This is a genomic window from Pseudomonas sp. WS 5412 (assembly GCF_012985615.1).
Classification (GTDB): Bacteria; Pseudomonadota; Gammaproteobacteria; order Pseudomonadales; family Pseudomonadaceae; genus Aquipseudomonas; species Aquipseudomonas shahriarae.
Genome location: NZ_JAARMB010000003.1, coordinates 394,671 through 419,827, shown reverse-complemented (window position 1 = coordinate 419,827; position 25,157 = coordinate 394,671). Strand labels below are relative to the sequence as shown.

27 protein-coding genes and 1 tRNA gene are annotated in these 25,157 nt (G+C 59.6%); 22 read left to right on the top strand and 6 right to left on the bottom strand.

What is annotated here, in order from left to right; all coding sequences use genetic code 11:
• The first annotated feature begins 72 nt into the window (after positions 1-72).
• Positions 73-966, top strand: coding sequence for an AraC family transcriptional regulator (locus HBR94_RS06950; RefSeq protein WP_057439589.1), 894 nt, complete (start codon positions 73-75; stop codon positions 964-966).
• Between the two features lie 98 nt (positions 967-1,064).
• On the opposite strand, the gene HBR94_RS06945 is transcribed toward HBR94_RS06950, so the two are convergent.
• On the bottom strand, positions 1,065-2,729 hold the full coding sequence (locus HBR94_RS06945; RefSeq protein ID WP_115128743.1) for an electron transfer flavoprotein-ubiquinone oxidoreductase: 1,665 nt from the start codon (positions 2,727-2,729) through the stop codon (positions 1,065-1,067).
• A gap of 555 nt (positions 2,730-3,284) precedes the next feature.
• Between HBR94_RS06945 and HBR94_RS06940 the strand changes: the two genes are divergently transcribed.
• The 15 genes from HBR94_RS06940 to HBR94_RS06870 all read left to right on the top strand — a co-directional run bounded on the left by HBR94_RS06940 (position 3,285) and on the right by HBR94_RS06870 (position 14,945).
• Positions 3,285-4,034, top strand: a complete 750-nt coding sequence (locus HBR94_RS06940) for an electron transfer flavoprotein subunit beta/FixA family protein (protein WP_057960382.1) — start codon at positions 3,285-3,287, stop codon at positions 4,032-4,034.
• A 2-nt stretch (positions 4,035-4,036) separates the two neighbouring features.
• Positions 4,037-4,966, top strand: coding sequence for an FAD-binding protein (locus tag HBR94_RS06935; RefSeq protein ID WP_057960381.1), 930 nt, complete (start codon positions 4,037-4,039; stop codon positions 4,964-4,966).
• An 80-nt stretch (positions 4,967-5,046) separates the two neighbouring features.
• Positions 5,047-5,862, top strand: coding sequence for a transporter substrate-binding domain-containing protein (locus HBR94_RS06930; protein ID WP_170044428.1), 816 nt, complete (start codon positions 5,047-5,049; stop codon positions 5,860-5,862).
• 9 nt (positions 5,863-5,871) lie between these two features.
• Positions 5,872-6,228 carry a DUF4398 domain-containing protein gene (locus HBR94_RS06925; RefSeq protein WP_057439585.1) on the top strand — a complete coding sequence of 119 codons (357 nt, stop codon included), beginning with the start codon at positions 5,872-5,874 and terminating at the stop codon, positions 6,226-6,228.
• On the top strand, positions 6,225-7,028 hold the full coding sequence (locus HBR94_RS06920; RefSeq protein ID WP_057960379.1) for an OmpA family protein: 804 nt from the start codon (positions 6,225-6,227) through the stop codon (positions 7,026-7,028). The genes HBR94_RS06925 and HBR94_RS06920 overlap by 4 nt, the downstream gene beginning before the upstream one ends.
• 299 nt (positions 7,029-7,327) lie before the next feature.
• Positions 7,328-8,767 (top strand): PLP-dependent aminotransferase family protein, encoded by a 1,440-nt coding sequence (locus HBR94_RS06915; protein WP_057960378.1) that lies wholly within the window; start codon positions 7,328-7,330, stop codon positions 8,765-8,767.
• Between the two features lie 104 nt (positions 8,768-8,871).
• Complete coding sequence (locus HBR94_RS06910; protein ID WP_057439583.1) at positions 8,872-9,360, top strand: hypothetical protein; 489 nt, start codon at positions 8,872-8,874, stop codon at positions 9,358-9,360.
• A 160-nt stretch (positions 9,361-9,520) separates the two neighbouring features.
• On the top strand, positions 9,521-9,775 hold the full coding sequence (locus tag HBR94_RS06905) for a YkgJ family cysteine cluster protein (protein WP_076961156.1): 255 nt from the start codon (positions 9,521-9,523) through the stop codon (positions 9,773-9,775).
• Between the two features lie 41 nt (positions 9,776-9,816).
• Positions 9,817-10,425 (top strand): START domain-containing protein, encoded by a 609-nt coding sequence (locus tag HBR94_RS06900; protein ID WP_057439582.1) that lies wholly within the window; start codon positions 9,817-9,819, stop codon positions 10,423-10,425.
• A 103-nt stretch (positions 10,426-10,528) separates the two neighbouring features.
• Positions 10,529-10,765, top strand: a complete 237-nt coding sequence (locus HBR94_RS06895; RefSeq protein ID WP_225923814.1) for a hypothetical protein — start codon at positions 10,529-10,531, stop codon at positions 10,763-10,765.
• A gap of 211 nt (positions 10,766-10,976) precedes the next feature.
• Positions 10,977-11,318, top strand: a complete 342-nt coding sequence (locus HBR94_RS06890) for a ribonuclease E inhibitor RraB (RefSeq protein WP_029299641.1) — start codon at positions 10,977-10,979, stop codon at positions 11,316-11,318.
• Positions 11,319-11,322: 4 nt separating this feature from the next.
• Complete coding sequence (locus HBR94_RS06885; protein WP_162947763.1) at positions 11,323-11,709, top strand: hypothetical protein; 387 nt, start codon at positions 11,323-11,325, stop codon at positions 11,707-11,709.
• 71 nt (positions 11,710-11,780) lie between these two features.
• Entirely contained in the window at positions 11,781-13,190 is a 1,410-nt protein-coding gene (locus HBR94_RS06880; protein ID WP_057960374.1) for a circularly permuted type 2 ATP-grasp protein, read from the top strand.
• 4 nt (positions 13,191-13,194) lie between these two features.
• Positions 13,195-14,145, top strand: a complete 951-nt coding sequence (locus HBR94_RS06875) for an alpha-E domain-containing protein (RefSeq protein WP_057439581.1) — start codon at positions 13,195-13,197, stop codon at positions 14,143-14,145.
• Complete coding sequence (locus HBR94_RS06870; RefSeq protein ID WP_057960372.1) at positions 14,142-14,945, top strand: transglutaminase family protein; 804 nt, start codon at positions 14,142-14,144, stop codon at positions 14,943-14,945. Before HBR94_RS06875 ends, HBR94_RS06870 begins: the two co-directional genes overlap by 4 nt.
• A gap of 39 nt (positions 14,946-14,984) precedes the next feature.
• Here HBR94_RS06870 and HBR94_RS06865 read toward each other — a convergent pair whose 3' ends face one another.
• Positions 14,985-15,794, bottom strand: a complete 810-nt coding sequence (locus HBR94_RS06865; RefSeq protein WP_262377326.1) for a cytochrome c — start codon at positions 15,792-15,794, stop codon at positions 14,985-14,987.
• A 157-nt stretch (positions 15,795-15,951) separates the two neighbouring features.
• Positions 15,952-16,161, bottom strand: a complete 210-nt coding sequence (locus HBR94_RS06860; RefSeq protein ID WP_169960798.1) for a hypothetical protein — start codon at positions 16,159-16,161, stop codon at positions 15,952-15,954.
• 303 nt (positions 16,162-16,464) lie between these two features.
• Between HBR94_RS06860 and HBR94_RS06855 the strand changes: the two genes are divergently transcribed.
• The 3 genes from HBR94_RS06855 to HBR94_RS06845 all read left to right on the top strand — a co-directional run bounded on the left by HBR94_RS06855 (position 16,465) and on the right by HBR94_RS06845 (position 20,651).
• A complete protein-coding gene (locus HBR94_RS06855) occupies positions 16,465-17,670 on the top strand; it encodes an acetyl-CoA C-acetyltransferase (RefSeq protein ID WP_169960807.1) in 1,206 nt (401 codons plus the stop codon).
• A gap of 16 nt (positions 17,671-17,686) precedes the next feature.
• Positions 17,687-19,831 carry a 3-hydroxyacyl-CoA dehydrogenase NAD-binding domain-containing protein gene (locus HBR94_RS06850; RefSeq protein ID WP_169989626.1) on the top strand — a complete coding sequence of 715 codons (2,145 nt, stop codon included), beginning with the start codon at positions 17,687-17,689 and terminating at the stop codon, positions 19,829-19,831.
• A 97-nt stretch (positions 19,832-19,928) separates the two neighbouring features.
• Positions 19,929-20,651: an amidotransferase gene (locus HBR94_RS06845; RefSeq protein ID WP_057439578.1), complete on the top strand. Its 723-nt coding sequence runs from the start codon at positions 19,929-19,931 to the stop codon at positions 20,649-20,651.
• 24 nt (positions 20,652-20,675) lie between these two features.
• On the opposite strand, the gene HBR94_RS06840 is transcribed toward HBR94_RS06845, so the two are convergent.
• The 3 genes from HBR94_RS06840 to HBR94_RS06830 form a co-directional block, all read right to left on the bottom strand.
• Positions 20,676-21,647 (bottom strand): magnesium and cobalt transport protein CorA, encoded by a 972-nt coding sequence (locus HBR94_RS06840; protein WP_115128735.1) that lies wholly within the window; start codon positions 21,645-21,647, stop codon positions 20,676-20,678.
• Positions 21,648-21,726: 79 nt separating this feature from the next.
• On the bottom strand, positions 21,727-22,449 hold the full coding sequence (locus HBR94_RS06835) for a 1-acylglycerol-3-phosphate O-acyltransferase (RefSeq protein ID WP_170044427.1): 723 nt from the start codon (positions 22,447-22,449) through the stop codon (positions 21,727-21,729).
• Between the two features lie 335 nt (positions 22,450-22,784).
• Entirely contained in the window at positions 22,785-23,474 is a 690-nt protein-coding gene (locus HBR94_RS06830; RefSeq protein ID WP_170044426.1) for a crotonase/enoyl-CoA hydratase family protein, read from the bottom strand.
• A 333-nt stretch (positions 23,475-23,807) separates the two neighbouring features.
• Between HBR94_RS06830 and HBR94_RS06825 the strand changes: the two genes are divergently transcribed.
• The 3 genes from HBR94_RS06825 to HBR94_RS06815 all read left to right on the top strand — a co-directional run bounded on the left by HBR94_RS06825 (position 23,808) and on the right by HBR94_RS06815 (position 24,995).
• A tRNA-Ser gene (locus tag HBR94_RS06825) sits at positions 23,808-23,897 on the top strand.
• Between the two features lie 252 nt (positions 23,898-24,149).
• Complete coding sequence (locus tag HBR94_RS06820) at positions 24,150-24,680, top strand: hypothetical protein (protein ID WP_170044425.1); 531 nt, start codon at positions 24,150-24,152, stop codon at positions 24,678-24,680.
• 81 nt (positions 24,681-24,761) lie between these two features.
• Positions 24,762-24,995, top strand: coding sequence for a hypothetical protein (locus tag HBR94_RS06815; RefSeq protein WP_170044424.1), 234 nt, complete (start codon positions 24,762-24,764; stop codon positions 24,993-24,995).
• Positions 24,996-25,157 lie beyond the last annotated feature (162 nt).

The window sequence follows — 25,157 nt, the reverse complement described above, 5'->3', positions numbered from 1 at the left end:
CCCGTGGATTGGATTCATTGGTCGCCAGACCTGCGATGATGTTCCTATCCCTTTTTCGCGAAGTTTTTTGCCATGTTGTTGACCCGCCATCTTGATGCCAACGCCACGCTGGTTTCCTTGATTGAGGGGCTTACGCCCTGCGACGGTTTCTCCCCGACCCACCTGGCAGGCGTGCAGGTGCTGCGCGCCAGTTGCGACGTGGCGCGCGGGCCGCAGATCTACGAACCGAGCCTGATGTTCGTGGCCCAAGGCAGCAAGCTCGCCTACCTGGGCCCGCGCACCCTGGAGTATGGCGCCGGGCATTACCTGATCCAGGCGATGCCGGTGCCGTTCGAGTGCGAGACGTTTGCCATGGCCGCCGATGCCCCGCTGTATGGCGTGACCGTAGGCATTGATCGGGTGGTGCTGGGCGAATTGGTGATGGCTATGGGCATGCAAGCCGGCCCGCCGCCGGCGGCGCAGACCTTGGAGTCGATGAGCTCGGTGGTGCTCGATGACGCGATGCGCGGTTGCGTCGAGCGGCTGTTGCAGTGCCTGCACGATCCACTGGAAGCCCGGATCATGGGGCCGGCGCGAGTACGGGAATTACTGTTCACCGCCTTGCGCGGGCCACAGGCCGATGTGCTGCGGGCGCTGGTGGAACAGCAGGGGCAGTTCTCGCGGATTGCCACCTCATTGAATCACCTGCATGCCCATTACGCCGAACCGCTGAACATCGAGACCCTGGCCGGTTATGCGCATATGAGTGCGTCGACGTTTCATGAGCATTTCAAGCGCTGCACCCTGCTGTCGCCGGTGCAGTACCTCAAGCGCTTGCGCCTGCTCAAGGCCCAGCAGTTGTTACTGGCAGAAGGCATGGGTGTGGCGCAGGCGGCGCATAACGTGGGGTATCAGAGTACGTCGCAGTTCAGTCGGGAATATAAGCGCTATTTCCTGCGCAACCCGGGTGAAGAGCGAGCGGCATAGATGATCGTTCCCACGCGGAGCGGGGGAACGAGCAGGCAAGCCCATATTGACTCGAGTCGCCCATAAAAAAAGGCTCCCATTTGGGAGCCTCAGTTGGCTTACATATTCGGGTAAGTCGGCCCACCCGCGCCTTCCGGCGTCACCCAGGTGATGTTCTGCGAAGGGTCCTTGATGTCACAGGTCTTGCAGTGCACACAGTTCTGGGCGTTGATCTGGAAGCGCTTCTCGCCGTCTTCCTGGGTGATCACTTCGTACACGCCAGCCGGGCAGTAGCGTTGCGCCGGTTCATCGTAGAGCGGCAGGTTGGTGCCGATCGGGATGCTCGGGTCCTTGAGTTTCAAGTGGCACGGCTGTTCTTCTTCATGGTTGGTGCTGGAGAGGAACACCGAGCTCAGCTTGTCGAAGCTCAGCTTGCCGTCGGGTTTGGGGTAGTCGATCTTCTGGCTGTCCTTGGCCAGCTTGAGGCAGGCATAGTCCGGCTTGGTGTCATGCAGGGTGAACGGCATTTTACCGCCGAGGATGTTCTGGTCGAACCAGTTGAAGCCGGCACCGATGATCGGGCCGAACTTGTGCATCGCCGGGCCGAAGTTACGGGTGGCGAACAGTTCCTCATAGAGCCAGCTGGCTTTGAAGCTGTCGACGTAGGCCGTCAGTTCATCACCGCCTTCGGATTCGGCGAACAGACGATCAGCCACGGCGTCTGCGGCGAGCATGCCGGACTTCATGGCGGTGTGGCTGCCCTTGATCTTGGCCACGTTCATGGTGCCCAGGTCGCAACCGATCAGGGCGCCGCCCTTGAATACCATCTTCGGCAGCGAGTTGATGCCGCCCTTGGCCAGGGCGCGCGCGCCGTAGCTGATGCGCTTGCCGCCTTCCAGGTACTGGGCCAGCACCGGGTGATGCTTGAGGCGCTGGAACTCATCGAACGGCGACAGGAAGGTGTTGCTGTAGGACAGGTCGACGATCAGGCCTACGACCACCTGGTTGTTTTCCAGGTGGTAGAGGAACGAACCACCGGTGTTCTCGTTGCGCATGATGTCCAGCGGCCAGCCGGCGGTGTGGACCACCAGGCCTGGTTGGTGCTTGGCCGGGTCGATTTCCCAGATTTCCTTGAGGCCGATGCCGTAGTGCTGTACGTCGGCATCGCTGTCCAGGTTGAAGCGCTGGATCAGTTGCTTGCCCAGGTGCCCACGGCAGCCTTCGGCGAACAGCGTGTACTTGCCGCGCAGTTCCATGCCTGGGGTGTACAGGCCTTCTTTGGGATGACCTTCACGGTCGACGCCGAGGTCGCCGGTGATGATCCCGCGCACTACGCCGTTTTCATCGAACAGTACTTCCTGGGCTGCGAAACCTGGGTAGATTTCCACGCCCAGGTTCTCGGCCTGCTGGGCCAGCCAGCGGCACAGGTTGCCCAGGGAGATGATGTAGTTGCCTTCGTTGTGCATGGTCTTGGGCACAAAGAAGTCAGGCACCTTGGTGGAGGTGTCGCTGCTGCGCAGTACATAGATGTCGTCGCGCACCACCGGGGTGTTGAGTGGAGCGCCCAGTTCTTTCCAGTCCGGGAACAATTCGTTCAGGGCGCGTGGTTCAAACACGGCGCCGGACAGGATATGTGCGCCGACTTCCGAGCCTTTTTCGACCACGCAGACGCTGATTTCCTTACCGGCTTCGGCGGCCTTCTGCTTCAGTCGGCAGGCGGCAGACAGGCCCGACGGCCCTGCGCCGACGATGACCACGTCGAATTCCATGTATTCGCGTTCCACAGGCTATCTCCTACTCAAGGCTCAACAGTTTTTTTCTAATGGGTGGAGGTTCGGTGTTTTATCTGTCGTCTTCTGCGCCAATTTCTTACAAAAGGGCAGGGGACGACCCACCTTTCTCTCTAGGTGGCGCATTATATCTACACCACTCTCAGCGTCCAATACAAACGTTTGTTTGAATTGCCCGCGAGCTAGGTAAATCAAAGCAACGCGGCTTATATCTGACCATTTTGCTGTATTGACCGGAAAAGGTGTTCCGGTCAATATACGGTCGGTTTTGCGCTTCTCGTAGGCGGACTGCCGGTTTCAAGGCCACGTCCAAAGACAAGGCACTGCTCATGCAGGTTGACGCGCACGTAATGCTGGCGCGCAGTTTACACGTTGCAACGATGAATGACTTGTCAGTCACCCCTGACGAACGGTCTTTATTATTGAGTACGTGCAACGTTACCTGTCATGAAGGCCTGCGTTTTTAGAGGTGCCCTTGTGCGCCGTTGAGCATCTACCGCCAGGTTTATCCGGGCGGCTTCCTTTTCACCGGAGAGTAACGAGGAATCCATGAAGGTTCTTGTAGCTGTCAAACGCGTTGTCGATTACAACGTGAAAGTTCGCGTCAAGGCGGACAATTCCGGCGTCGATCTGGCTAACGTCAAAATGTCGATGAACCCCTTCTGCGAAATCGCCGTGGAAGAAGCCGTACGCCTGAAAGAAAAAGGTGTCGTGACTGAAATCGTCGTCGTTTCCATCGGTCCGACCACTGCTCAAGAGCAGCTGCGTACCGCCCTGGCCCTGGGTGCCGATCGCGCGGTTCTCGTCGAATCCGCTGAAGAGCTGACCTCGCTGGCCGTGGCCAAGCTGTTGAAAGCCGTTGTCGACAAGGAACAGCCGCAACTGGTGATCCTCGGCAAACAGGCCATCGACAGCGACAACAACCAGACTGGCCAGATGCTGGCTGCACTGACCGGTTACGGCCAGGGTACCTTTGCCTCGAAAGTCGAAGTCAGTGGCGACAGCGTTGCCGTGACCCGCGAAATCGACGGCGGCGCGCAGACCGTTTCCCTGAAACTGCCGGCCATCGTCACCACCGACCTGCGTTTGAACGAGCCGCGTTATGCGTCCCTGCCAAACATCATGAAAGCCAAGAAGAAGCCGCTTGAAGTGCTGACTCCGGATGCTTTGGGCGTTTCCACCGCCTCCACCAACAAGACCGTCAAAGTCGAAGCGCCAGCTGCACGCAGCGCGGGTATCAAGGTCAAGTCGGTGGCTGAACTGGTCGAGAAACTGAAAAACGAAGCGAAGGTGATCTGATCATGACTATCCTCGTAATCGCCGAACACGATAACAAGGTGCTGGCCCCGGCCACCCTGAACACCGTGGCTGCCGCTGCGAAAATCGGTGGTGATATCCACGTGCTGGTCGCTGGCCAGAATGTGGGTGCCGTGGCTGAAGCCGCCGCGAAAATCGCGGGTGTGAGCAAAGTACTGGCCGCCGACAACGCTGCCTACGCTCACCAGTTGCCGGAAAACGTTGCCCCTCTGGTTGCAGAGCTGGGCGCTGGCTACAGCCACATCCTGGCTGCCGCCACTTCCAACGGCAAAAACATCCTGCCGCGCGTTGCTGCGCAACTGGACGTTGACCAGATCTCCGAGATCGTTTCGGTCGAAAGCGCCGACACGTTCAAGCGCCCGATCTACGCCGGTAACGCCATTGCCACCGTGCAGTCCACTGCTGCGGTCAAAGTGATCACCGTCCGTGCCACCGGTTTCGACCCGGTTGCCGCTGAAGGTGGTTCGGCTGCCGTTGAAGCGGTGGCTGCCGCGCACGACGCTGGTACTTCCAGCTTTGTTGGCGAAGAGCTGGCCAAGTCCGATCGTCCTGAGCTGACCGCTGCCAAGATCGTCGTTTCCGGCGGGCGTGGCATGCAGAACGGTGACAACTTCAAACACCTGTACGCCCTGGCCGACAAGCTGGGCGCTGCGGTCGGCGCTTCCCGCGCGGCTGTTGACGCAGGTTTCGTACCCAACGACATGCAGGTCGGCCAGACCGGCAAGATCGTTGCGCCACAGCTGTACATCGCGGTCGGTATCTCCGGCGCGATCCAGCACTTGGCCGGTATGAAAGACTCCAAGGTGATCGTTGCGATCAACAAGGACGAAGAAGCACCGATCTTCCAGGTGGCGGATTACGGCCTGGTTGCGGACTTGTTCGAAGCTGTACCTGAGTTGGAGAAGCTGGTCTAAACCAGCCGCTTCACTTATAAAGAGCCCGGTCTTATGACCGGGTTTTTTTTTGCACGCCACTCTTGATCGGGAAACACGCCATGGAACTGCGTCGCTGGACTGTACTGCTGGGCCTGTCACTGCTGCCAACCGTGTCTATCGCGGCTGGCAAATGCGAGCGCCTGGTGGTGACCGGCAGCCCGGATGCGCCGCCCTACCTGTGGCGTGACCCCCAAGCCCCCACCCACCTGATCGGCGCGAATGCCGATGTGTTGCAACAAGTGGCCAAGGAACTGGGGCTGAAAATCGACCTGCTGTACGGCGGCAAGCGTTCCCTGGCCCTTGAAGAAGTGCGCAGCGGGCGCATGGACATGTTGCTCGACGCGCCGCTGAACGTCAGTGAACTGGAGACCCTGGACTACATCCACCCGGCGCTGATGCAGGCCGATTACCGGGTGTGGACCCGCGTCGACTCGCCCCTGGTCTACGCCAGCGCGGCCGATTTGCATGGCCACAAGGGTGCGGTCTCGGAGCGGGCGCGCCTGTCCCCTGAGTTTGAAACCTTTGTCAGCGAGCACCTGACCCTGGAACGCGTGCCAACCCTGACCCCGGCCTTGCAGAAACTGTTGCTGGGTGAAGTGGACTACGTGCTGGCGGGACGTTACTCCGGCATGGCCATGGCCCAGACCCTGGGGATGAGCAAAGACTTGCTGGCCCGTGAGCTGCCGATTGATCAGCCGGGGCTGTTCCTGGCGATTTCCCACAACTCTGCCTGCAATGATCCGTGGTTGCGCGGACAGCTCGCGAAAAAGATGACAGAATTGGCCGCGTCCGGTCTGACGGAAGCCGCGTTGCAGCGCAATATCGAACGCTGGAAGACGCAGTTGCAGCAACCCGTCGGTACCCCAACAAAGTAGGGATTTTTAGTGACTATTCGACCTCTTTTCGCCGCCCTCGCCGTAGTAACGCTGGCGGGCTGTGCCGCAGATCCTGCGCCGAATGAGCAAATGCGCCTGACCCAGCAAGCCCTGGAGCAAGCCGCCGCCGTGGGGGCCGTTGCTGACGACGTGCCCGAGTTGAAACTCGCCGAAACGAAGCTGGCCCAGGCCAAGGCCGATATGGCGGATGAATCCTACAAGGATGCCCGCATGCTGGCTGAACAGGCCGAACTGGATGCCCGCTTGGCAGAGGCACGGGTGCTGACGCAAAAAAGCCAGGAACAGTTGAATGTCCTCGACACCCGTATCACCCGCCTGCGCAAACAGCTGGGAGATGCTCAATGAACCGTCTGACCTGTGGGCTGCTATTGAGCAGCTTGGTGCTCGGCGGCTGTGCCAGCCACCCCAATAGCGACACTGCGTTGCAACAGGCCGGCAGCGACTTCCAGAAGGTCAAGGAAGACTCCAATGTATTGCGTATCGCGCCCAAGGACGTGATCCGCGCCGGTGAGTCCCTGGCCCGCGCCGACCGTCTGTCCAGCTACTGGGGCAGTGGTGGCGACGTGGTGCATTACGCCTACCTGAGCCAGCGCTACAGCGCGATTGCCCGGGAACATACGCAACTGGTGCTCAACGAAGAACGTGCCGCCAAACGCGAACTGGAGCGCCAACGCCTGCAACTGGCGCTGCGCGAGGCCAAATTGTTGAGCGTGCAACAACAGGGCAAGTGGCTCGAAGAGCAGATCGCCAGCCTGACCACCACCCAGACCGATCGTGGCCTGGTGATGACCCTGGGCGATGTGCTGTTCGACACCGGCCAGGCTGAACTGAAAAACTCCGCCAACCGTACAGTGCTGAAGATCGTGCAATTCCTGCAACTGAACCCCAAGCGCGTAGTGCGGATCGAGGGCTATACCGACAGTACCGGCGGCGAGCAGGAAAACCTCAAACTGTCCCGTGACCGGGCACAGGCCGTGGCGGACGTACTGGTTGACCTGGGCATTGATGACAAACGCATCCAGGTGGAAGGTTATGGCGATCAGTACCCGGTGGAAGTGAATGCTTCCGAACGGGGGCGGGCGCAGAACCGGCGTGTGGAGATTGTCTTCTCCGATGACAAGGGCCAGCTCGGCGCCGCGCGCTGAACCTCAGTTCTTGTGGGCGCCGACTTGCCTGCGATACAGGCGACGCGGACTTTCAACTGAACCGCAGCGATGCCATTGCAGGCAAGCCAGCTCCCACATGGAATAGGCTGTGTGTCTCGCCCCGTAACCCGATCCTCGATCGGGTTTTTCATGCCCGCCATTGCGTGCTCAACCCCTACAGTTTTTTCTATCACTGCCGCCCGTCCTCGACTATTGTGGCAACTGTCCCCGTACACTTCTAAACTGTGCCGGTATGTTTCACACAAAAATAAAATACCCGTGAAATCGAGTGCTGCGTCATGACCAATCTCTTGCTTTACCAACGTATCGCCCAGCAATTGGCTGAGGATATCCGGCGCGGTGTCTATCAACCGGGTGAGCGCGTGCCTTCGGTGCGCAAGATGAGCTCCCAGCTCAATGTCAGTCATGCCACGGTGTTGCAGGCCTACGCCAATCTCGAGGATCAGGGGTTGATCCGCGCGCGGCCGCAGTCCGGGTATTACGTGCACCAGACCCCGGCCCTGACCGCACCGACGCCGGATATTGCGCGGGTCGAGCGCCCGGGCCTGGTCACACGCAGCAGTATCATTCAACAGGTCTTGGTCGAGTCCCGTCGTGAAGGGGTGTTCCCGCTCGGCGCCGCCGTGCCCAGTGTCGATTACCTGCCGGTACGCGCGCTGCACCAGCAACTGGCCAAGGTCACGCGCTTCCAGAGCCCACGGGCGTTCAGCTATATGTTCAGCCCGGGCTTTGAGCCGCTGCGGCGCCAGGTTGCGATTCGCATGCGCGATGCCGGTGTGGTGGTCGACCCGTCCGAAGTGGTGATCACCCACGGGTGTGTCGATGCGTTGCAGATGTCCTTGCGCGTGCTGACCCGTCCCGGCGACCTGATCGCTGCCGAGTCCCCCACCTATTACGGCCTGTTGCAACTGGCGGACTTGCTCGGCCTCAAGGTCATCGAGATCCCCAGCGACCCGGCCACCGGCATGAGCCTGGAGGCTCTGCAACTGGCGGCCAACCAATGGTCGATCAAGGCCCTGGTGCTGACCACGCGCCTGAGCAATCCCCTGGGCGGCACCATGCCCGAAGAGCGGCAGAAACAGTTGCTGCGCCTGGCCTCGGATTTCGATATCCAGATTGTTGAAGATGATATCTACGGCGAATTGATGTTCGAATTGGGGCGCACCAAGGCCCTCAAGGCGTATGACCGCCTGGACCGGGTGATCTACTGCTCAAGTTTTTCCAAGACCCTGTCCCCCGGCGTGCGCATCGGCTGGATGATTGCCGGCAAATACCAGCAGGAGATCCAGCGCCTGCAGATGTTCAGCACCCACTCGGCGTGCAGCGTCACGCAGATGGGGGTGGCGGCGTACCTGGAGAACGGCGGTTACGACCGGCACCTGCGCTACATTCGCCAGGAATACCGCAAGAACCTCAGCGCCTTCCAGTTGGCGGTGCAGCAGTATTTCCCCGAAGGCACGCAGATGAGCCGACCGACCGGCGGTTTTATCCTGTGGGTCAGCCTGCCGGGCAGGGTCAACACCCAGGAACTGCATGTGCGCGCCCTGCAGCAGGGCATCAGCATTGCGCCGGGGCTGATCTTCAGTAATACAGAACAGTTCAACCACTGTATCCGGCTTAATTGCGGTACCCCGTGGAACCGTGAAGCCGAGCGCGCCTTGATGACCCTGGGCATGCTGGCCAACCAGTTGTGCCAGGAGGCGGCGAGCGGGTTTTGAAGGGCCAAAGACGGGCATGAACGATAGGTGGCTAATCACCGCGCTTGTCATGCCGCGCTCAACAAGCGAGCATATGGCCTTCTGCCGTTAATGCTGTAGGCGATATGACTTATATTTTTCCTGCCGCGCTGTTGATCTGTCTGGCGGGCCTGTGCAACGCCACGCCTGTACTGGCAGCACCTGCCAGTGCGCCGATCGTGCTGGCAGCCGCTGAACAAAAGCCGGCCCCGGCTAAAAAAACGGTCCAGGCGAAAAAGCCCGCCCCGGTTAAAAAAACCGCCAAGGTGAAAAAGCGCGCACCTACCGCCAGCAAATCCAAGTCGGCCCGTGAAGTGGCCCAGACCAAGCTGGCGCCTGCACAACTGGACCTCAGTCTGCCCCAGGAAATGGTCCGCCATCTGCAGCCCCTTGGCACCATGCCGCAACCTAGAAACGTACCGTTGTTGCCGCCGATGTTTGATGAGAAGCCGGTCGATAACAGTGCATTCCAGATCAACGGGCGTTTGCTCAGCAATGAAATGCAGTTGCAAATGCGCAATGAAGAGCGACGCGACGTTGAAGGCGCGGCTCTGGATTTTGAATTCAAGAATTAATCTTCCCCGCAAAGTGACCTGATCCACTGACCTTCTGTCGCAGACTGGTCGGTCACTTTTGTTTTCTGCGAAAAACCCCTGTTAGACCATTTTAAAACGGATGTTTTAGGGCGTACTCTAGCCCGGCCATCAACACTATGTCGTCGAGGACCTGTTGGTCATGAAATGCCGTGAAGGCTGTGGCGCCTGCTGTATAGCCCCCTCCATCAGTTCGCCGTTGCCCGGTATGCCTAATGGCAAACCCGCAGGCGAACGCTGCCTGCATCTGTCGGTCGAACAGCTGTGCCAATTGTTTGGCCAGCCGGAGCGGCCTGCGGTGTGCGGTGCCTTTGCGGCAGATCTTGAGGTCTGTGGTAGTAGCCAGGAAGAAGCGATCAGGTTGATCGGCTGGTGGGAGCAGATGACGGCGGCTTAGTGGGCTTTAATGTCAGAACTTCAACAATAAGGAATACACCAATGGGTTCGCTGAAACGAATGGCTGTGTTGTGCGGTTTTACGGTGTTGTTTGCGGCTGCTGCACAGGCAGAAGAGTGGCAGGTTGCCAAGGATGAAGAAGGGATCAAAGTTGCCTTGAGTGAAGTGGCTGGCTCCAAGTACAAGGCTTATCGCGGCGTTACTGTGATCAAGGCGCCATTGGCCAAGGTCCAGGCCCTGCAGGACGATGTCGTCGGTGCCTGTAAGTGGATTCACGAATGCAAGTCGCAGAAGTTGCTCAAGAAGGAAGGCGACAAGAGCTGGACCTACACCCAGTTCAAGGCGCCGTTCCCGGTGACCGATCGTGACTCGATCCTGGAAATCACCACCACCCAGGCTGCCGATGGCAGCGTGACCCGCAAGCTGCTGGAAGTACCCACCTATCTGCCGGAAGAGAAGGGTTATGTGCGTGTGGCCCAGGTAGAAGGCTTCTGGAAACTGGTGCCCAAAGGTGCCGACCAGACCGAAGTGACCTACCAGGTCCACACCGAGCCAGGCGGCAGCGTGCCTTCCTGGTTGGCCAACAAGTTTGTGGTTGAAGCCCCCTTCAACACCTTGAAAGCCCTCAAGGCAGCGGCCGAGAAGCCGTAAGCCCGACCGATCAGGTGCCTCCTGCCTTGAGTGGAACGATCGCCGCGCCCTCAAGGTCCAGATAGGTATAAGCCCATCCATGGGCTTTATCGAGGAGGCACTGATGCAAAACTGGCAAGTTACCTTCGTTGATGATCACGGCGTGCAGTCCGTGGAGCAGTTCAGCTGCGCGCAAAAGCCCAGCCTCGAAGTCGCCGCACAGATGATTCGCGCCAAATTACTGCCCATCCCCGCCAAACTGGACCTCAATGACCTGGACGGTCGCATCGCCGAACCGACGGTGAAAAGCCTGAAGGATCAGAACAGTATCCAGATCCTCGACATCTCTCCCGCCCCCTGAATATTCCCTGTACGTTGTTAAAGCGCTGCTGGTGGAGCTGATAGCTTCGCGCTACTCTGCAAGGGAGATCAGCGAATGAATCGCTAAGGTCTGGTCTTGTCAGCTACATGCTTGTTTTCCTGCGGCGATGTCATTGCCGTCCACCTGCGCTGTTCACGCGCAGGCCCTGGGAAGCACGGAAAGTCTATCCATCGGTTCAGGAGGACGTTTCATGAGCACAGCCTATCAAGAAGACATCAGCACCCACGTGTTACGCCGCATGAAAGAGGGCGGCTTTGACTTTTCACGTTTCCACCCCATCGAGTTCTACGCCATTTTCCCGGACGAGGAACGTGCGCGCCGGGCTGCGGGTCGGTTTCGTGGCGAGTCGATCAATGCCCAGGTCAGTGCGCGGGATGATGGCGCCTGGTTCCTGGAATTAAGCAAAGTCATGTTCGCCACCTATGACGGTATAGGTGATTTCGAGCAGGACTTTGAGGCGGTAGTCGAGCCCTTGGGCGGGATTATCGAAGGATGGGGTGTGAAGCACGAGGTTCGTGGGTTACCCATGTAGTCGCATGATCAATAAAGCAGCGTATCGGCTGACCCTTGGGTCGGCCGATTTTGTTTGTGGCGCGGCAAAGTACTGGGAACTTATTGCGAAAAATCCTCCACAAAAAAAAGGCCACCCGAGCAGGGTGGCCAAAAGGGAAGACCGGAAAGAAGGGGAACCGGTCGGTACTTGCACGAGCAAATTACCGGCGGTGCTGTGGGGATGCTGTAGGACGAATCCTGTTCAGCGAATGTGGGTGATTATCCGCAGGCTTTCCCGGGCAGTGAAATCAACTCTGACTATGCTGGTGATAGGCAATGCCTGCGTCGCTTTGAAGCGCGCGTGGCAACGCGCGGGCGTTAACTGCACCAGGACGGTGCGTAGCAGCCTTTTACTGTATCCAACTGATTGATACTTAAGTGTTTATGCCGCTGGCACGGGCCTTGCGACAGTCCGTTGCGTCCGGGTGACAAGGAGTTCGGCATGATCCGCACTTATTACGATGAAATGTACGATGAGGTCGGCCAGGTCCGGCCTCACTATCGCGAGTTTGCCCGTTGGCTGGCTGAAACCCCGACCGAACTGCTGGCCCAGCGCCGCCGTGAAGCCGATCTGCTGTTTCACCGCGCCGGTATCACCTTCACCCTGTACGGCGACGAACAGGGCACCGAGCGCCTGATTCCCTTCGATACCATCCCGCGCAGCATTCCCGCCAGTGAGTGGCGGGTGGTCGAACGTGGCTGTATTCAGCGGGTCAAGGCATTGAACCTGTTCCTCGCCGACCTGTATCACGACCAACGCATTATCAAGGCCGGGATTATTCCTGCCGAGCAAGTGTTGGCCAATGAGCAATACCAACTGGCGATGCAGGGCCTGGACCTGCACCGTGGTCTCTATTCCCACGTCTCTGGGGTCGATCTGGTACGGGATGGCGACGGCACGTACTACGTGCTGGAAGACAACCTGCGCACCCCCAGCGGTGTGAGCTACATGCTCGAAGACCGTAAGATGATGATGCGCCTGTTCCCTGAACTGTTCGCCGCCCAACGTATCGCGCCGATCGACCATTACCCCAACCTGCTGCTCGACACCCTGAAAAGTTCCAGCCCGCTGGACAACCCCAGTGTGGTGGTACTGACGCCTGGGCGGTTCAACAGTGCGTTTTTCGAACATGCGTTTCTCGCCCGGGAAATGGGCGTGGAACTGGTGGAGGGGGCCGACCTGTTCGTGCGTGACGACCGGGTATTCATGCGCACCACCGACGGGCCCAAGGCGGTGGACGTGATCTACCGGCGTCTCGACGATGCCTACCTCGACCCGTTGGCCTTCAACCCGGAGTCGATGCTCGGCGTGCCGGGCCTGCTGGCCGCCTATCGCTCGGGTAATGTGGTGCTGGCCAATGCCATTGGCACCGGGGTGGCGGATGACAAATCGGTGTATCCCTTCGTCACCGACATGATCCGCTTTTACCTGGATGAAGAACCCATTCTGAAGAACGTTCCGACGTTCCAGTGCCGCAAGCCTGACGAGCTGTCCCATGTGCTGGCCAATTTGCCAGAGCTGGTGGTCAAGGAAACCCAGGGCTCCGGTGGCTACGGCATGCTGGTCGGGCCAGCCGCCACGGCCGCCGAGATCGAAGCCTTTCGCGCACGGATCAAGGCCAAGCCCCATGCCTACATTGCCCAGCCGACCCTGTGCCTGTCGACGTGCCCGACCTTTGTCGAAAACGGCATCGCACCGCGGCATATCGACCTGCGGCCGTTCGTCTTGTCGGGCAAGGAAACCCGCGTGGTGCCGGGCGGGCTGACCCGTGTCGCGCTGCGTGAAGGCTCGCTGGTGGTCAACTCGTCCCAGGGCGGCGGCACCAAAGACACCTGGGTGGTGGAGGATTGAAGCCATGTTGAGCAGAACTGCCTCGGATTTATATTGGATGTCGCGCTATCTGGAGCGCGCGGAAAACCTCGCGCGCATGCTGGATGTCAGCTATTCGCTGTCGCTGATGCCCCAGGATGGACGCGGCGATGGCCTGCACGAACTGGCCATGCCCCTGCTGATCACCGGCACCCTGGACGACTATCACGCGCGTCACGGCGAATTGCATGCCGAGCGTTTGTTGCACTTCTTTGCCCTGGACGCCGCCAATCCGGCGAGCATCTACAGTTGCCTGGGTGCCGCCCGCGCCAGTGCCCATGCCGTGCGTGGGCGAATCACCGCCGACATGTGGGAAAACATCAACGCCACCTGGCTGGATATTCGCGTCATCGCCCAGGAAGGCCTGAGCCGTTATGGCATGAGCCGTTTCTGCGAATGGGTCAAGGAACGCTCCCACCTGTTTCGCGGCGCCACCTACGGCACCATCATGCGCAACGACGCTTTTCGCTTTATTCGCCTGGGCACCTTTATCGAACGGGCGGACAACACTTTGCGCCTGTTGGATGCCCGCTACGAGATGGCCGGTGACCAGGCCGAAGTGGTGATTGATGGTACCGCCCACGCTTACTACCAATGGAGTGCGCTATTGCGGGCCTTGTCGTCGTTCGAGGCCTACACCGAAATCTACCGTGATGCCCCCGGCGCTCGTCAGGTGGCCGAACTGTTGCTGCTGCGTGCCGATGTGCCGCGCTCTTTGCGCGCGTGCAGCGAAGAAATCGACCAGATCCTCGCCAGCCTGCCCGGCCTCAACGGCCGCCCGGCGCAGCGCCTGGCCGCCGAGATGGACGCGCGCCTGCGCTTTACCGCGATTGACGAAATCCTCGAGGAAGGCCTGCACGCCTGGCTGACCGACTTCATCCCCCTGGTGCGCCAGTTGGGTAACGCCATTCACCATTCCTACCTGGAGGCGGCATGAGACTTTCCATCAGCCACGAAACCACCTACCGCTATGAAGACCAGGTGCGCGCGAGCATCCAGTACCTGCGCCTGACCCCTCACGACAGCGAGCGTCAGCATGTGCTCAGTTGGCAGCTGGATCTGCCGCGTCCGGTACGGGCCCAGTTGGACCCGTTCGGCAATATCCTGCATGTGCTGACCCTGGATGAGCCCCATGAATCAATCATCATCGGCGCCCGGGGCCAGGTGGATATCGACGAGTGGCGCGAGGCCGAGCATGACAGCCAGTCGCCATTTCCTTTCCAGCGTTGCACGCGCCTGACCGAACCGGACGAGGCCCTGCGTGCCTTTGCCGAGCAGCACTGTGGCAAGCGCCGGGATCGCACTGCCCTGATTGACCTGATGCACGCCCTCAACCAGCACATCGCCTATGTGCCGGGCGCCACCCAAGTGGAGACCAGCGCGGCCGAGGCGTTCGCCGGGCGGGCCGGGGTTTGTCAGGATCATGCCCACGCCTTCCTGGCCTGCGCGCGCAGCCTGGGGATCGCCACGCGCTATGTGTCGGGGTATTTGTACAGCGAGGACAGTGAACACCTGGCCAGCCACGCCTGGGCCGAAGCCTGGCTGGATGACGCCTGGTACAGCTTCGATGTGACCAACCAGTTGGCGCGCCCGGAGCGGCATTTGAAACTGGCAGTGGGCCTGGATTACCTCGATGCATGCCCGGTGCGCGGCATGCGCCGTGGCGGCGGGCACGAGCAGATGCATGCCAGGGTATTTGTGGCACCGAGCCCGGTGATTCTGGTGCAGCAGCAATAATCCCCGCCGCATCCTGCTGAAGCCGGCTAGCCGGCTCTATCAGTGCGCGTCGGTTTTGCGCGTGGCCATATGCTTCAAATACCCTACCAGCAACTCCAGGTCGGCATCCGGCAACACGCTGGCGGCAAACGCTGGCATTTTGGCTTGCGGCCAATGCCTCAGGCTCTGGGGATCACGGATATAACGCTTGAGGAAGTCGCCGCCGAAATACTCGGTCGGGCTGTAGGGCAGATTCAGATCCGGCCCTACCTGCGCGTCACCCGCGCCGTTTAGACGATGACAGGCCAGGCAGTTTTTCTGAAACAGGGCAAACCCCTGGTTGATCGGGTCATTCACCGCCAGCGCCGGGTCCGGCAGCAGCGCCGGGAAGCGTTCGGCAACGGTTCTCAGCTGTTTGATCGTCGAGATCTGAAATGGCCATTGTTCCGGGCTGATCCCGCTCGCCTGGGGCCGGGTCCATACCAGATAGAACGGCCCGGCACTGGGTTTGCCAGTGGCCAGTGGCGGCCAAGGATGAACCGGATCTTCCACCGCCAGCCACGCCTGGGCGCCGCTTTGCTGAAGCAGCGGTGCGGCGGCCAGTTCGGCGGCAAAACCATCCAGCGCCACCGCCTGCACATGGTTATGCGCCAGCAGGCCCGGTAAGAGTGCGGCCAGCGGCACCGCGCGATAGGTCATAGTGCGCTTGTAGGAAACGTCATCGACGATCTGCACGGTCTGCGCAGCCGGGTGCTTGAGCAGGTCTGCGGTTTGCCACGTGGTGCGGCTGTGATCCAGCTCGATGGTCAACGAGGCGGCGTTGGCGGGGTAGGCCAGGATCAGCAGCAACAGAACGATAAGGTGTTTCAAGGCAGGGCCCATCCGGCAATGGCGATAGGGTCTCAGGATACCGGACAACCACCACCAAACCGCAGGCAAAAAAGGCAGCCCCGGTTACGGGAACGCTCTAGGCGGTTTCCCGGACGGTGCTGCCAAAAGCTTGAGTATTCAGGTGTGATCGGCCCGCTCAACCAATGATCTTGGTCAGGTTGGGCAAAATCAGAATCAGTGTGGTGGCGAAGAGAATAAGCCCCGCCTGGCGAACTTTCGATTGTTTGAACATGGCTGACTGCCTTTTGTTGTTATTCCTGAGCCAAGCACCATCATTGGCTACATTAAGCCGGCTAGATGGCATTTTTCTTACAGCTGCTCCAGCAAGACCCGGCAGCAGCGTCATACACTTCTTACTGATTCAACCTTAGAGCCCTTGTCGGGCTTGACTTAGAACGCTTTCGTATCAAGTTATATTGAAAGCCGTTTAAAAAAGCATGAGGCATATAGCCATCTGCGCCCCAGCCCCTTGGCTAGACAGCTAAAACGATTAACCCGGTGTTTCCGATAGTCTCCTACCGTTCGTCTGAGCGTGGTCGTCAAGGTCAATGAGCGCATCGGTCATTGAATCTGCCCTCGCGGCGCTTAAGGTAAGGGCACGGTCGGCTCTCCCCTTGAGAGCTCCATTGCACAGTGGTTCGAGGACGTCATGACCCAAGCTTTGATCTTTGATGCGATACGTACGCCCCGGGGCAAAGGCAAGGCCGATGGCGCCTTGCACAGCGTCAAGCCGGTGAACCTGCTGGCCGGCTTGCTCACCGCCCTGCAACAGCGCAGCGACCTGGACACGCGCCAGGTGGATGACATCGTGCTCGGTTGCGTCACGCCGGTCGGGGATCAGGGCGCGGACATCGCCAAGACCGCCGCGCTGGTGGCCGACTGGGACGTCAGCGTCGCCGGTGTGCAGGTCAACCGCTTCTGCGCGTCGGGCCTGGAGGCGGTCAACCTCGGTGCGATGAAAGTGCGGTCCGGCTTCGAGGACCTGGTGGTGGTGGGCGGTGTCGAGTCCATGTCCCGCGTGCCCATGGGCAGTGACGGCGGTGCCTGGGTGCTGGACCCGCAGACCAATATGCACAGCCACTTCACGCCCCAGGGGATTGGTGCCGACCTGATTGCCACCCTGGAAGGCTTCTCCCGCGAAGATGTCGATGCCTTCGCCTTACACTCTCAGCAGAAAGCGGCGCGGGCCAGGTCAGAGGGTTCCTTCAAGAAATCCCTGATCCCGGTGCAGGACCAGAACGGGATCGTGTTGCTCGATCACGACGAATTTATCCGTGGCGACTCAACGCTCGAGGGCCTGGGCAAGCTCAAGCCGAGCTTCGAAATGATGGGGCAGATGGGCTTTGATGCCACGGCGTTGCGGGTCTACAGCCATGTCGAGCGCATCCAGCATGTGCACACACCGGGTAACAGCTCCGGGATTGTCGATGGCGCGGCCTTGATGCTGATCGGCTCCGAGGCCCGTGGTCGTGAACTGGGGCTGCATGCGCGTGCGCGCATCGTTGCCACGGCGGTGACCAGCACCGACCCGACCATCATGCTTACCGGCCCCGCGCCCGCCACTCGCAAGGCCCTGGCCAAGGCCGGCCTGCGGGTCGAGGACATCGACCTGTTCGAGGTCAACGAAGCCTTTGCCTCGGTGGTGCTCAAGTTCATCAAGGACATGGGCATCGACGCTGCCCGGGTCAATGTCAATGGCGGCTCGATTGCCATGGGCCACCCGCTGGGGGCCACGGGGTGCGCGATCCTCGGCACCTTGCTCGACGAACTGGAGGCGCGCCAGCAGCGCTACGGCCTGGCCACACTCTGTGTGGGCGGCGGCATGGGTATCGCCACCATTATCGAACGCCTCTGAGCCTAAGGAATTTGTCATGACCGACGCCATTCGTTACGAAAAAGGCCAGGACCAGATCGTGGTGCTGACCCTCGACATGCCCGGCCAGAGTGCCAACACCATGAACGCAGCCTACCGCGAGGCCATGGCCGCCACCGTCGCGCGTCTGGACGCGGACAAGGACGCGATTGCCGGGGTCATTATTACCTCGGCGAAAAAAACCTTCTTTGCCGGCGGCGACCTCAATGAACTGATCAAAGTCGACAAGCCCCACGCCAAGGCGTTCTACGACATGGTCCTGGGCCTGAAGGCGCAACTGCGCAGCCTGGAAACCCTGGGCAAGCCGGTGGTGGCCGCGATCAACGGCGCGGCCCTCGGCGGAGGCTGGGAGTTGTGCCTGGCGTGCCAGCACCGTGTGGCGCTGGATCACCCAGCCGTGCAGATCGGCTTGCCGGAAGTCACCCTCGGCTTGCTGCCGGGCGGCGGCGGGGTGGTGCGCATGGTGCGCATGCTGGGCCTGGAGAAGGCTTTGCCGTACCTGCTGGAAGGCAAGAAGATCAGCGCGCAAAAGGCTCTGCAGGCCGGTTTGATCGACGAATTGGCGGCGGATCGCGACGAACTGCTGGCCAAGTCCCGGGCCTGGATCCTGGCCAATCCGACGGCCAGGCAGCCTTGGGATATCAAGGGTCATCAGATCCCCGGTGGCACACCGTCCAACCCCAAAGTCGCACAAATGCTCGCCATTGCGCCGTCGATCCTGCGCAGCAAAACCAATGGCTGCTTCCCCGCGCCGGAGAAAATCCTCTGTGCTGCGGTGGAAGGCGCCCAAGTGGACTTCGACACCGCACACCTGATCGAGACCCGCTATTTCACCGAACTCACCACCGGACAGGTGGCGAAGAACATGATCGGCACCTTCTGGTTCCAGCTCAACGAAATCAACGCCGGCGGCTCACGCCCTGGGGGATTTGCGCCGTATGTCACACGCAAGGTCGGCATCCTCGGCGCCGGCATGATGGGCGCGGGGATTGCCTATACCAGCGCATCGGCGGGCGTGGAGGTGGTGCTCAAGGACGTCACGCTGGCAGCGGCAGAGAAGGGCAAGGCCCACTCGGCAGCGTTGCTGGACAAGAAGGTCAGCCGTGGGCAACTGACCCCTGAGCAGCGCGAAAGCACCCTGGCGCGGATCCATCCTACCGATAGCGATGCCGACCTGGTCGGTTGCGACCTGATCATCGAAGCCGTATTCGAAGACCGCGACCTCAAGGCCAAGGTCTCGGCCGCCGCCCAGCAGGTGGTAGGCGCTGACGCGGTGATAGCTTCCAATACGTCCACCTTGCCCATCAGCGGCCTGGCGAGCGCGGTGCCTGATCAAGGCAAGTTTATTGGCCTGCACTTCTTCAGCCCGGTGGAAAAAATGCCCCTGGTGGAAATCATCAAGGGCGCCAACACCAGCGACGAAACCCTGGCTCGTGGTTTTGATTTCGTACTGCAAATCAAGAAGACCCCGATTGTGGTGAATGACAGCCGCGGCTTCTTCACCTCGCGGGTGTTCGGCACCTTCACCAATGAAGGCATTACCCTGCTCGGCGAAGGCGTGGCCGCGCCGATGATCGAGACCGAGGCGCGCAAGGCCGGGATGCCGATTGGCCCGCTGGCGATCTCTGACGAAGTTTCCCTCAGCCTGATGAGCCATATCCGCCAGCAGACAGCCAAGGATCTGCATGCCGAAGGCAAGGCCCTGCCCGAGCATCCGGCGTTTGCAGTGATTGACCTGCTGCTCAATGAGTACAAGCGCCCAGGCAAGGCGGCGGGCGGTGGTTTCTACGAGTACCCCAATGGTGGCCAGAAATACCTGTGGCCAGAACTCAAGGTGCGCTTTGAAAAGCCGGGCCAACAGATTTGCGCCCAGGACGTGCGCGACCGCCTGCTGTTTATCCAGGCCATCGAAACGGTGCGGTGTGTGGAGGAGGGCGTGCTGATGTCCACTGCCGATGCCAATATCGGCTCGATCTTCGGCATCGGCTTTGCGGCCTGGACCGGCGGGGCGCTGCAGTTTATCAACCAGTATGGGCTGAACGACTTTGTGGCCCGGGCGCGTTACCTGGCCGAGCAGTATGGCGAGCGCTTCAGCCCGCCAGCGCTGTTGCTGGAAAAAGCCGCCCAGGGCACGACGTTCTAACCTCCCGACCGGGCATGGGTGGGGCTTGCCTTGAAAGGGTATTTCAAGGCAGGCTGGTGGGTGTGCGTTATTCCCATCACCGTGTCAGGTATTTTTTATGTCGCTACGCGTCTGCATTCTGGAAACCGATATCCTGCGTCCGGAACTGGTCGATCAATATCAAGGTTACGGGCAGATGTTCCAGCGCCTGTTTTCGCAGCAGCCGATTGCCGCCGAATTCGTCGTCTACAACGTCATGGAAGGTCACTATCCGGCGGACAGCGAAGTGTTCGACGCCTACCTGGTCACGGGTAGCAAAGCGGACTCCTTCGCGACCGACCCGTGGATCGAAACCCTCAAGGCCTACCTGTTGAACCGCTATGAGCGGGGCGACAAGCTGCTTGGCATCTGTTTCGGCCATCAACTGCTGGCGCTGCTGCTGGGCGGCAAGAGCGAGCGTGCGAGCCAGGGCTGGGGCGTGGGCACCCACAACTATCAATTGGCCGCCAAGGCACCGTGGATGAGCCCGGTGGTGGAAGAACTGACCCTGTTGATCAGCCATCAGGATCAGGTCACGGCATTGCCGGAAAATGCCACGGTGATCGCCTCCAGCGACTTTTGCCCGTTTGCTGCCTACCACATCAATGACCAGGTGCTGTGCTTCCAGGGCCACCCGGAATTTATCCACGACTACTCCCGGGCCTTGCTCGATATCCGCCAGCTCAACCTGGGCGAGCAGATCTATCAGCAAGGTGTCGCCAGCCTTGCACGCGACCACCACGGCGTGACCGTGGCGGAATGGATGATGCGTTTTGTGGCCCACAAGCCGCAGGTCGCCTGACTGTGAGCGGTCGGGGTGGGCAGGTTACAGCCACCCCGAGCGCTTGAAGCTGGCCCACAACCCCGTGCACCCCGTCGCGATAAACCCCAGCACCGCAAAATAGCCGTAGTGCCATTGCAGCTCCGGCATATTCTGGAAGTTCATCCCGTAGATCCCGGCCACCGCTGTGGGGAAGGCGAGGATCGCCGCCCAGGCTGCAAACTTGCGCTGCACCACGCTCTGGCGCGAGGCTTCCAGCAGTACACCGATCTCGATGGTCTGGCTGGCGATGTCGCGCAGGGTCGAAAGGTCTTCCATCTGCCGCGTGACGTGGATCTCCACATCGCGGAAGTACGGGCGCATGTTCTTGTCGATAAACGGGAAGTCCAGCTTCTGCAGTTCCTCGCTGATTTCCACCATCGGCGCTACATGCCGGCGCAGCCGCAGTACGTCGCGGCGCAGGCCATGCAGGTTCTGGATATCGCGCTCATTCAGGGAGTTGCACAATACGTTGTGCTCCAGCGCGTCGATCTCGGCATGAATCGCCTCGCTCACCGGCTGGTAGTTTTCGGTGACAAAATCCAGCAGCGCATAGAGTACGAAATCCTCCCCGTGCTCCAGCAACAGCGGCCGCGCCTCACAGCGCTGGCGCACATAGCCGTAGGACGCCGAGTGGCCGTTGCGCGCGGTGATGATATAGCCTTTGCCGGCGAAGATATGGGTCTCGATAAACTCCAGCTTGCCCTCATGGCGCACCGGCGAGTAGGTCACGATAAACAGTGCGTCGCCAAAGGTTTCCAGCTTGGGGCGGCTGTGTTTTTCCAGGGCGTCTTCGATGGCCAGTTCATGCAGGTTGAACTGGCGTTGCAGGTTGGCCAGCTCCTGGGCGTCGGGCTCTTCCAGGCCGATCCACACAAAGTGACCGGGCTTGGCCGCCCAGGCGGCGCCTTCATCGAGGGTGATATTCTGGATTTTTTTCCCGGCGCTATAGACGGCCGCCGCAACAACTCTACCCATAATGCTGATCGCTTCTTTACAAGTGGCAGTAACCGGCCAGCTTAGCCTGAAACGCCATCTTGTAGGAGCCGGCTGGCCTTCAGGGTTGTTGCAGTGCTTGATCCATGGCTTCAATACACTCGACCATCTGCCCCCGGCATTTCTCCATCAACTCGGGCATGTCATCCATCGTCAATCCTGCTGTAGGAATTGGCGCTAATGACCGGATCAAAATATCGCCACTGTTCCAGCGATTGAGCTTCATATGGGTCACATAGGTACTGACGCACACCGGCACAATCGGCACCCCGGCGGCAATCGCCATCTGGAACGCGCCCTTCTTGAACGGCAACAACGATTCGCCCAGGTTGCGCGTGCCTTCCGGAAACACCCAGATCGAAGTTTCTTCGTGTTGCAGGGTATGGGTGGTGGTCAACATCGACCGCCGCGCCTTCTGCGCATTGCCTCGGTCAATCAGCACATTGCCCGCCAGCCAGAACAACTGGCCGAACAGCGGCACCCACTTCAGGCTTTTCTTACCGATACATACGGTGCGATAGGGCACTACGTTGCCGAATACGAACAAATCATAGTTGGACTGGTGATTGGCAATAATCACGCAACTGTTCGGCTTGTCGCGCAGCGAGTCCACTTGTGCCTTGACCTGCAGGCGTAGGATCCACATGGCGGGCAGGGCATACAGGCGTGCGCACAGGCGACTGTTATCCGGGTTGAGCGGCCGGCACACACCCAGCAATACTCCGAGCACACCGGCGATCAGAAAATGCAGGCCCATCAATAACATGCGTAAACAATAAAGCATCGACACGGCCCATCGGGACAAAAGGTGGCGCAGTGTACGGACGTGCACTGTATTCGGCAATTACCCCAGTAGAGGTAGGAGATGGGCGATGTTTAAGGACATGTTTCAGCAGATGGAGACAGATGCCATCTAGAGCGGCTGCAAGGCGATTAACACTAGGCCGTAAGAAGAATCCCTGTGGCGAGCGGGCTTGCCCGCGTAGGGCTGCGAAGCAGCCCCAAAACTACCTGTGGGAGCTGACTGGATAATTGCCGTGGCTTTAAAGGGGGCTGCTCTGCAGCCCTACGCGGGCAAGCCCGCTCGCCACGGGCTTTGATTGAGGCCGGTGTGGGTGATTAGCCCAGATGTTCCTGGTCCTGGATGATCGCGTTATCCAGCAACTCCAGCAGGGCCTTCCGCACCTTCAGCTTGGTGTGCTTGTGGGCATTCATATTGATCTTCTTCAACTGCCGCGCCGCTTCCAGGGCCGCGGCTTGCAGCTCTTCGGGTGCCACCACCTTATCGAGGAAACCGGCACTCAACGCGTCCTGCGGGGTGAACATCTCGGCATTGATCACCGAACGATGAAACGCCGACTTGCGCAAGCGATCCCGCGCCAGTTCAATCCCGGCATGGTGCATGGTCATGCCGATCATCACTTCATTCAGGCCAATGCTAAAGGACCCCTCGACACCAATCCGGTAATCGGCCGACAACAACAGGAACGCCCCCTTGGCCACCGCATGCCCAGGGCACGCCACAATCACCGGGAACGGGTGCGACAACAGTCGGCGCGCCAGGGTCGAACCCGACGTCACCAGGCTGACCGCCTCTTTGGGGCCAGCCGTCATCACTTTCAAATCATAACCACCCGACAGAATCCCCGGCGTACCGGTGATAATCACCACCGCACGATCCTTCTCGGCCTGGTCCAGCGCTTCATTAAACGCACTGACCACGGCAGGGGAAATGGCATTGACCTTACCGTTGCTCAAGGTCAGGGTCGCGATACCGTCTTCGAGGTGGTAGGCAATCAACTCACTCATGACGCGATTCCTTGTAATACGTTTAATAGAAGGGCAGGCCGCAGACGTTACCCAGCATGACCGCCCCGGTAAAGCGCCATGACTGACTGGCCAGTCAGACTTTCCCCAGCCACCGGGCCTGCAGCAGCCTACGACAGCGCTCGCCAGCCCCTGCGCACGCCTGCCGACAAGCCTTGAAAATGGCACAATCGCCACCCTTCACCCCGCGCCGCAGAGAAGGGAGCCGAGATAACCGTCTAAGCGCATGAAAATTCTGAAAAAAACCTTTGCCATCGGAAAAGCTTTCGACTACATTAGCGCGCCTCGACAGACTGAATCAGTTTGACGAGATACGGTGAAGTGTCCGAGTGGCTTAAGGAGCACGCCTGGAAAGTGTGTATACAGGAAACTGTATCGAGAGTTCGAATCTCTCCTTCACCGCCACATTAAGTAAACACAAACCCCCGGTTTTCCTAGAGAAAGTCGGGGGTTTGTGGTTTTTGGCGTCCAAAAAATAGCCCCATGGGACCACCATGGGACTGGCGCTCTTCATTGGTGCGAAAAACTGAGCGTGCAGAGCCCGAAGCTTAGGGTGGTTTTCACGCCAAATCATCTGGCGCATATTGGGTTCGACGCCGGTCGGCATGTGTGTCCGCGAGCCCCAGCTGTAATAACTCTCTAATGGAGCGGAACGAGATGAATCAGCAGCGATGGAATGAGCAGGTGGAAACCGTGGTGAATACGCATTCGGAAGCTATTGATGAACTCAAAGAGTTTCAGCGTCATCTGGAAGGAGATAAGGGCGCTAATGCACTGATGCAGGTGCACGAAAGGCAGATGGCTAGTGCCGGAACCTATATCAACCTCATCTTAGTAGCAGGATATGCAGGTTTTTTTGGGCTTTGGTCCACGCTTTCCCCAAAGCTACCGCCCCGTTTGTATGCGCTCTGTGGGCTTCTTGCTGTGCTTTCTCTGGTGTTATTTATAGCTTGGGAGGTCATCAAGATGATATGGAGCAACATCCATATGTCTCGAACGAGCGCGATGATACAAAACATGAGTGGGCCAGAGCTTATCCAGCGGTTCATCGCATCAAGTCAGTTATTCCAAGTTCGGTCACAAAGGGTATGGTGGCTTTTTTTGGTCCCTTCAGTGCTAAGCGGTTTGGCTGCGGGCTCTCTGTTAATGTGGATTTTCTGCTATCAACTGTGGCAAGCCTTTCAATAAGGCGCTTAACGAACAGAAAGGAACCCTCGCCGCGCCGGCCGCTGTGCTTACAATGAGCCACCATAACAAGGAGCGTTACCTATGAGTGAGCAATACGACCTTCAAAGCCAGTATGACCTCTATGACCCCGAAAGCATCAAGTTAGGGGAGATTCGCCAAGGCATATATTTCGAGGGCGAATGGGAAGCGGGAGCAATCGAAGGCGACGTATTCAATTACAACGGTGAGGCGGCCGGTACGCTGGACGGCCTGACCCTGACGCGCAATGATCCTCCGGGCAAGCTGACCCAGTGCCAGTTGGTGCGCAAGGCGTAAGCGTTATGAGTAACGCCGCTTATGTCAAAAAGGCCCCCATACCTAAGCCAGGTCTGGGGGCCTTTTTGTGTGGGCATGGAAACCAGGCCCCGTAGGACTGGTATATCAGTCCCCTCGCCAAAGATATTGGTGTCGCTGACGCGCCTGCCGGGGCCGGGATCT